The organism is Candidatus Brocadiaceae bacterium, assembly GCA_012728835.1.
In the GTDB taxonomy this organism is placed as follows: domain Bacteria; phylum Planctomycetota; class Brocadiia; order SM23-32; family SM23-32; genus JAAYEJ01.
Window position 1 is genome coordinate 105671 of record JAAYEJ010000045.1, and the last position, 7749, is coordinate 113419.

Sequence of the window (7749 nt, forward strand, 5' to 3'; positions counted from 1 at the left end):
GTGTGGAGAGAGGAAAGCAGGCCATGAGGATCTGCGTGACCAGTCAGGGCGGCGATCTGGAGGCCCAGGTGGACCCGCGTTTCGGGCGCGCCCGGTTCTTCGTGTTCTACGACGACGAGACGGGGCAGGTGGAAGCGCTGGACAACGCGACGAACGTCAACGCCGCCGGCGGTGCCGGCGTCCAGTCGGCCACGACGGTCGCCGAGAAGGGCTGCCAGTGGGTGCTGAGCGGGCACATCGGCCCGAAGGCCATGCAGGTGCTCCAGGCGGCCGGCGTCAAGGTGGGCGTCGGGGCGAGCGGCACGGTCGCCGAGGCGCTCGAGGCGTTCCGCCAGGGGCGGCTGGAGCAGGTGTCGGATGCGGACCGCCCGTCGCACTGGTAGAATGGCCGGAGCCGCTCAGGTCAGAAAGAGGATAGAATGAAGATCGCCATGCCCCTGTTCGAGGGGAAGCTGTCCGCACACTTCGGGCACTGTACGGAGTTCGCCCTGGTGAGCGTGGACGAGACGGAGAAGCGTGTCGGCGAGGTCGAACGGATGCAGGCGCCGACGCACGCCCCGGGGGTTCTGCCCCGGTGGCTGGCGGAGAAGGGGGCGAACTTGATCATCGCCGGGGGCATGGGCCGCCGGGCGCAGGATCTGTTCTCGGACGCCGGCATCCGTGTGATCGTCGGTGCCCCGGAGGCGGAGCCGCACGAGCTGGCGGAGGCCTTCCTGGCCGGCCGGCTGCAGACCGGCGACAACATCTGCGACCACTGACGCGCCGTCCGGCCTTGAAAGTGAGCCCCGGCCGCGCTACATTTGCCGGGGTCGCTTGGGCGACGCGCGTGCCGCGCGGCCCCGCGGCACGTGCGGTCAGGGCGGGCTCGGTGTGGACGGCATGATCCCCCACGGCGTCGAACGGAATCGCAACGCGGCCTGCGTCCTGTACGTCGGCGAGGCGAAGGGGTGTCCGCTGGCCGAGTTCGTCTGCGAAGGGCTCCGGCGCCGCCTCGGCCGGGAGTATCGGAACGTGTCGGTCGTGCCGGACGTGCAGGACATCTACGCCGAGCCGAACGCGATCGTCGTGAACCCCCGGGCCCGGCGGCTCTCGCAGGAACGCGGTGCCCGGGTGGCCGTCCGTCCTTCGGGCGCGGAGTTCCTGCGGGCCGTCTCGGACAGCGAGACGGTGCGGCAGGCGGTCCGCCGGATCCTCGACCAGCAGGACGGGCTCTTCGTCTGGATGTTCGAGAGCCGGCCGGGGCTGGCCCTGCTGGACATGCCCGGGGTACGGCTTCTGGGGCCGGACCCCCGGCTGGCGCAGACGCTCAACAGCAAGCTCTGGCAGTACCGCGAGCTGAGCGCCCTGGTGCCGGTTCCCGACTACCGCATCTGCGACGGGCGCGAGGAGCTGCTGGACGCCCTGCCGGACCTGCTCAGCCGGTGGCCGGACGGCGTGTTCGTCAGCCTGGAACGATCGGCGGGCGGCGCGCAGAGCATGGTGGCGCGCACGCCCGAGGCCGTCGCGGAACGCTTCACGGACGCCCGCGCGAGGTACCTGGTCACCCGCTATCTGCCCCACACGCACGATCCGACGGTCCTGGCGGTCGCGGCCGGCGAGCGCGACGTGTTCGTCGCCGGCGTGGCCGACCAGCGCATCGAAGGCGGCAACCGCTTCACCGGGTCCACCTGGCCGTCGGTGCTGCCGGCGGCCCTTCAGGAGGCTCTGGGCGAGTGTGTCCGCCGCATCGGGCGCCGGCTCGGGCGGGCGGGCTACCGCGGCATCTTCGGCTGCGACTTCATCGTGGATGCGCGCGGCGACTACCGGCTGGTCGAGGTGAACGCCCGCAAGCAGGGCACGACGATGGAGTTCTGCTGCATGCTGGACCAGGCGCTGCCGGCGGGCGCCCCGAACCTGCTGGAACTGGAATACTGCGCGGTGACGGGGTCGGCCTTCCCGGAGAACACTGCCCCGCCCCGGGCGGACGGGCCGCCGCTGCATTGGGGCACGTTCAACCACAAGGCGCTCACGCCGGCGGCGACCGGGCGGTTCCTGTCCCAGGAGATGGCCGAGCGCGATCTGTTCCGGCGCGTGGCCGGCGGCGGGGAGGGTGGCTGCCTGTTCCTGGAGCACGTCGGCGCGGACGTGCAGGTCGAGGCGGGATGCTTCCTCGGGCGGGTGGCGGCGGTCGATTCGACGCGCGACGGGATGCTGTCCAGGCTGCAGGAGGGCCGGCGCCGGCTGGCCGACTCGCTGGCCGCTCGGTGAGGTCGAGTTTCCGGAAAGGCGGCGGACGATGGGCACGCTGGATGCGTACACTGAGGAGTTGCTCGACGAGTTGTGCGAGCGCGGCGGCGGGGCCGGCCCGGCGGAGGACCTGCGGGCGCAGTATGCCCGGGCCTGCGAGTCCGATTCCCCGGCCGTGATCGCCGGGTTCTTCGAGGCGCTGCTGGCGGCCCGGCGCACGGCCGGCACGGGAGCCGCGGCGATCGGCGTCACGCGGGAGGACCTGGCCGCGCTCTGCGCGCGGCACGAGCGGTGCGACGAACACGGCGTGACGGTCGGCGGGCGAGTGGGGCGCGCACGGGCAATCGCCGCGCGCGCGAGCGAGCGCGTGGCCGAATACCTGCGCACGCACGCGAGCGAGGCGCCCAGCGGGCTGGAGCTGTGGGACCGCATCCGGGAGAATCACGACCGCATCCGCCGCGTCCTGGGCATCTCGGCCGACGAATGGAGCACCTTCACCGGCCAGCTCGGCCACGCCATCGGCGACGTCGAGACGCTGGCGAGGTGCGTGCCCCTGCCGCCGGACGCCCTGCGCGACGTCGCGCGGGTCACGCGGTCCTGCCGCATGCGGCTGACGCCCTACTACGCCGGCCTCATCATGGCCGACCGGCCGGACGACCCCGTTCTGCTCCAGTCCGTGCCGACCGGGGAGATGGTGGACAACGCGGGCGAGGAGATCCCGCCGGTCGCCTCGGACCATTCGCCGGCGCGCCTGATCGACCAGTTCTATCCCCGCGTGGTCGCCGTCAAGGTGACGAACGTCTGCGCGATGTACTGCACGCACTGCCTGCGCATCGCGCACATCGGCAGCCGGGACCGCACCTTCCCGACGGAGGCCTACGAGGAGGCGCTCGCCTACATCCGCGCCCACGCGGCCATCCGCGACGTGCTCATCACGGGCGGCGACGCCTTCCTGCTGTCCAACCGGACGATCCGGTGGTTTCTGAGCGAACTGGACAAGATCGAACACGTGACGATGAAGCGGCTGGGCACGCGTGTGCCCGTGACGACCCCGCAGCGCATCGATGCCGAGCTGCTGGACATCCTGGAGGAGAGCAACGAGCGCTCGCCGTTGCGCGTGGTCACGCAGATCAACACGGCGCAGGAGATCACGCCGGTCTCGAAGGAGGCGTTCAAGCGGATCGCGCGCCGCGTCAGCGCAGTCCTCAACCAGGCCGTGCTCCTGCGGCACGTCAACGACACGCGCACGAAGATGTGGAAGCTCTGCGAGACCATCCAGGCCGCCTACGTGCGGCCCTACTACATCTTCAACTGCAGCCACCGCAATCCGCAGTTCGCCCACATGCGCGTGCCGGTCGAGGTGGGGCGCGACATCGTCGAGAGCATGTACGGGAACATCTCGGGCGACGCCATCCCCCGCTACATCGCCGCGGCCGGCGGCAAGGTGCCGCTGCACCGCGACAACGTCGTCCGGTTCGGCAAGGGCGAGGTAACGCTGCGACGCCCCTGGAACGGCGAGGAAGTCGTCTATCCCGACGCGGACCCGGCCGTCTACGGGCACGACGAGGGCTTCGGCTTTCGGAAGTACACGTGGTAGCCCTGGCCGTCGGCGCGCGGTCGCCTCAGAACTCCGGGGGGATGCTCAGAGGGCGTCCCTCGTGCACCTCGGCGTTGGCGGCCCGGTAGGCCTCGTAGTATCGGGCGGCGACGACCTCCCAGCTCACCTCGTCGATCAGGTAGCGGTAGAGGTTGTGCCCGAGTTCCCACCGCAGGCCCTCGTCGGTGGCGAGGCGCAGGATCTGCTGGCGCAGCATCTTCCGGTTGGTGAACAGCAGGCCACCGCCACTCTCCAGCGTCTGGGCGGTCAGGCCCTCCAGGGGCGCGGTCGTGACGTAGGGCTTGTTGAGCGCGATGATGCGGGCCAGCGTGCCGGACTGCGTCTCGTCGATGCTGGGCAGCACCACGAAGTCGCAGACGCCCATGACCTTGTAGTAGGTCTCGCCGCGCGGGGTGAACTGGTAGAAGTGGGCCATGCCCTTCTGCTCCAGCAGGCGCACGCCGTTGACGTAGCGGGTGAACTCGCCCTGGTCGTGGGGGTCGCGCATGTCGCCGGCGGCCAGGAGCAGCCACTGCTGCCCGGTCTGCGTCTGGATCTCCCGGCAGAGGTCGGCCCACAGGTTCGTCACGATGTCCCAGCGCTTGTTGGACTGGATCCAGCCGACCATGCCGATGATGTGGCGGCCGCGCAGGTGGCCCAGCCCGAGGTCCTCCTTGAGCCGGTCGACCTGGTCGATGGCGTAGCGGCGGTCGGGGCGGGCGCCGTGCGGCACGATCATGATGTTGTGCGGGCGCGTCCAGCCGTGGGTGGAGAAGGTCCAGTCCAGGCGCCACTTCTGGTAGTGGCACTTGAACAGCAGCACGTTGCAGGCGGCGGCGAGCCGGCGGATGAACTGCTCCTCGTGCTCCTTCATCCGGCCGTGCACGGTGTGGGGCTCGACGACGCTGGGCACGTCGGGCAGGGCCTCCAGCATGCGCAGGAAGCCCTCGTTCATGTCCGACCGCCCCTGTTCGTCCACGTAGTTGTAGATGCCGTACTCGTGCTGGCAGTGGACGACGTAGGGGTCCAGCTCCCGGATCTTGCGCACGACGGGTTCGTACCAGTCGGCGCGCGACATGTCGATCAGCGGGAAGACGTTCGGGCCCCGGCCGTCCGTGTGGCAGATAACGAAGGCCGGCCGGTCCGGTTCGTGCTTGCGGATGAACTCGAGGGCTTCTTCGGCGAAGGTGGCGATGCCGCACCTGCGCGGCGGCCAGGTGCCGACCAGAACGACGGGCTTCTTTGCGGCCATGGAAGGGGGCTCTCCGGTGCGGGGGTTGTGGCGTCTGCCTGGGGGGCTCAGACCTTCGTGCCAGGGGGCCGGCCGGCGGCGGTGCCCCGGGCGGCGCGTTCCTGCTCGCTGAAGGCTTCGACCAGGGTCAGCAGGGCCAGCAGGAAGCAGAGGGTGCTCTCGGCGCCCTGGTTGCTGTTGACGCCGTGCGCCATCAGGCCGTCCGCGCAGCCGCCGGTGCGGAAGTTGTAGAGGGACTCACCCACGTCGTTGACGCCCAGGAACCAGTCGAAGGCCATGCGCATGGAACGCAGGTACTCGCGGCGGCCGGTCAGCCGGAAGGCCACCTTGCAGGCCTCGACCAGGCCGCAGGCGTCGATGGGCTGCTGGTCGAACCCGGCGGGCGCGCCCTCTCCGCGGCGGTGCCAGCCGGCGTTGCCGACCAGGGAGAGGTGGTTCGTGCGGGCGCACATGCGGAGGATGAAGTCCAGGCTTCCGGCGGCCACCTCCAGGTAGCGCTGATCCTGCGTCACCTCGTAGGCCAGGAACAGGGACTGCGGGATCACGGCGTTGTCGTAGCTGACCACGTCTTCGAACCAGAGCCAGTCGTCGCCGGCTGCCCGGCGGTAGAGCGTGATCTGATGCCCGGCCAGCCGGTCGATCTTCGCGACGATGTCTTCGGCTTCGGGGTAACGCTGCAGGTAGTAGTAGAGGCCGAGGATGGCGTATGCGCGTCCGCGCAGGTTGAGCTGGGGCAGGTGCGCGGCGGCGTTCTCGAAGACCTCCTGGGCGAGGCGCACGTGCGTGGCCGGCCCGCGGTACATCGTGTACCCCAGCCCCCAGAGCGCGCGGCCGTAGCAGTCGTCGCTTCCCGCTTCGTCCAGGAACACGCGGTTGTAGCTGACCAGGTTGTGGAAGAGCCCGTCGCTGCGCTGCGCGTAGGTGATGAAGGCCAGGTAGGTGTCCAGCAGCCGCTGGGCCTCGGCGGAGCGGTAGAGGTCGTAGAACTTCGAGGCCACGACGAGCGCCCGTGCGTTGTCGTCGGTGCAGTAGCCGTGGGCGCGGTCGGGCACCGAGTAGCGGGCGTGCTGCAGCAGGCCCGTGTCGTCGGACAGGCGCATCAGGTGGTCCAGGCGCGGGCGGGGCAGGCCGGTGATGGCCAGCTCGTGGCGCATGCTGACGTCCGGCATCGAGGCGCGCACGCGGGCGGTCGAGATGGCCTCACGGACGGTATCCAGGTAGCGGCGGCCCACCTCGTTCCAGGTCATCCGGCGGGAGAACTCGTAGGCGTTCACCCGCATCTCGCGCACGCGGGCGGGGTTCTCCAGCAGCTCGATCAGGGCTTCGGCGATGGCATCGGGATCGCGCGTGGCGACCACCCGGCCCCGGCCGTCGGCCAGCAGTTCCTCGGCGTACCAGTAGTCGGTCGAGACGATGGGCTTGCCGGCCCCGAGCGCGTAGGCCAGCGTGCCGCTGGTGATCTGCTCGCGGTTCAGGTACGGGGTGACGTAGAAGTCGGCGGCCTTCAGGAACTCGCAGAGTTCCTCCAGGCTGACAAAGCGGTCGCTGAACAGGACGTTCCGCTGGAGGCCCAGGTCGCGGGCGAGGCGCTGCAGGCCCAGGCGGTAGCTCTCGCCGTGCTCGCGCACGATGTTCGGGTGCGTGGCGCCCAGGATGATGTAGCAGAAGTCCGGCCGCTGCTCCACGACGCGCGGCAGGGCCTGCAGGGCGTACTCGATGCCCTTGCCCGGCCCCAGCAGGCCGAAGGTGAGCGCCAGCGTGCGCCCCTCCATCTCGAACTGGGCCTTGTAGTGCTGCGGCTCGACCAGCGGGATCGTGGGCACGCCGTGGTGGATCAGCCGGATCTTCACGTCCGGCGCGCCGTAGATCTCCTGGAGGAACTGCGCGCCAAGCTCGCTCATCACCACGAGCAGGTTGCTCAGGGCGATCAACTCGTCCATCACCGCCCGCTGGCTGGGGCTCGGCTCGCGCAGGACGGTGTGGAAGGTCGTGATGATGGGGCAGCGCAGCTCGCGCAGCAGGTCGAGCACGTAGGCCCCGTCGCGGCCGCCGAAGATGCCGAACTCGTGCTGGAGCGAGACGGCCCGCACCTTGCTGTAGTTGAGTATCTCCGCGATGCGCACGTAGTCCGCGTTGTCGTGCTGGCGGAGAGCATACTGGACCTCCGGCGGGTAGTCGAGGTCCTCCTCCGGGTCGTCCATCGCGATCACGACGGTGCGCAGGCGGCCTTCGGTGCGCCCGCGCACGGCCGCCACCAGGTCCGAGGCAAACGTGGCCAGGCCGCACTGGCGCGGCGGGTAGGTGGAGATGAAGGCCACGGCGTCCTTGAGGCTGCTGAGGTCTTCCGGCATCCCGGCCCCCCATCTCCCGGCTGTTCAGTTCGGCAACGCCTCGGTCCCCCACGACCACCCCTTGATTATAGCCCCCGCGCCTTCGGGCCGCAAACCGTGGCCCCCCGAATCGCCGGCCGTGCCCCGGGCTCATCGGGCCCCCCCGCCAGGACGACGCCGGCCGCGCTCGCGGGCGCTATGGATGGAGGCTGTACTCGGTCAGGAGCCGGCGCAGGTTGCCGCCCAGGATCATCCGCTTCTGCTCGACGGGCAGGCGGGCGAACAGGATGGGCCCCAGCCCCCAGGCGATGGGCAGGTCCTGCAGGTCGCTGCCGAACAGCAGC

The 7749-nt window shown here is 70.3% G+C and carries 7 protein-coding genes; 4 read left to right on the forward strand and 3 right to left on the reverse strand.

The features are described 5' to 3' along the window. The first annotated feature begins 23 nt into the window (after window positions 1-23). The 4 genes from GXY85_07280 to GXY85_07295 all read left to right on the forward strand — a co-directional run bounded on the left by GXY85_07280 (window position 24) and on the right by GXY85_07295 (window position 3823). Window positions 24-383, forward strand: coding sequence for a dinitrogenase iron-molybdenum cofactor biosynthesis protein (locus GXY85_07280; GenBank protein NLW50634.1), 360 nt, complete (start codon window positions 24-26; stop codon window positions 381-383). 36 nt (window positions 384-419) lie between these two features. Then, window positions 420-758, forward strand: a complete 339-nt coding sequence (locus GXY85_07285) for an ATPase (protein NLW50635.1) — start codon at window positions 420-422, stop codon at window positions 756-758. 112 nt (window positions 759-870) lie between these two features. Further along, window positions 871-2247 carry an ATP-grasp domain-containing protein gene (locus GXY85_07290; GenBank protein ID NLW50636.1) on the forward strand — a complete coding sequence of 459 codons (1377 nt, stop codon included), beginning with the start codon at window positions 871-873 and terminating at the stop codon, window positions 2245-2247. 28 nt (window positions 2248-2275) lie between these two features. Next, window positions 2276-3823: a KamA family radical SAM protein gene (locus tag GXY85_07295; protein NLW50637.1), complete on the forward strand. Its 1548-nt coding sequence runs from the start codon at window positions 2276-2278 to the stop codon at window positions 3821-3823. Between the two features lie 25 nt (window positions 3824-3848). On the opposite strand, the gene GXY85_07300 is transcribed toward GXY85_07295, so the two are convergent. From GXY85_07300 to GXY85_07310, 3 genes are all read right to left on the reverse strand, one after another. After that, window positions 3849-5075, reverse strand: a complete 1227-nt coding sequence (locus tag GXY85_07300; protein ID NLW50638.1) for a glycosyltransferase — start codon at window positions 5073-5075, stop codon at window positions 3849-3851. Window positions 5076-5122: 47 nt separating this feature from the next. Further along, window positions 5123-7426, reverse strand: a complete 2304-nt coding sequence (locus tag GXY85_07305; GenBank protein ID NLW50639.1) for a glycosyltransferase — start codon at window positions 7424-7426, stop codon at window positions 5123-5125. A 175-nt stretch (window positions 7427-7601) separates the two neighbouring features. Next, on the reverse strand, window positions 7602-7749 hold a 148-nt coding region (locus GXY85_07310; protein ID NLW50640.1), incomplete at its 5' end, for a hypothetical protein.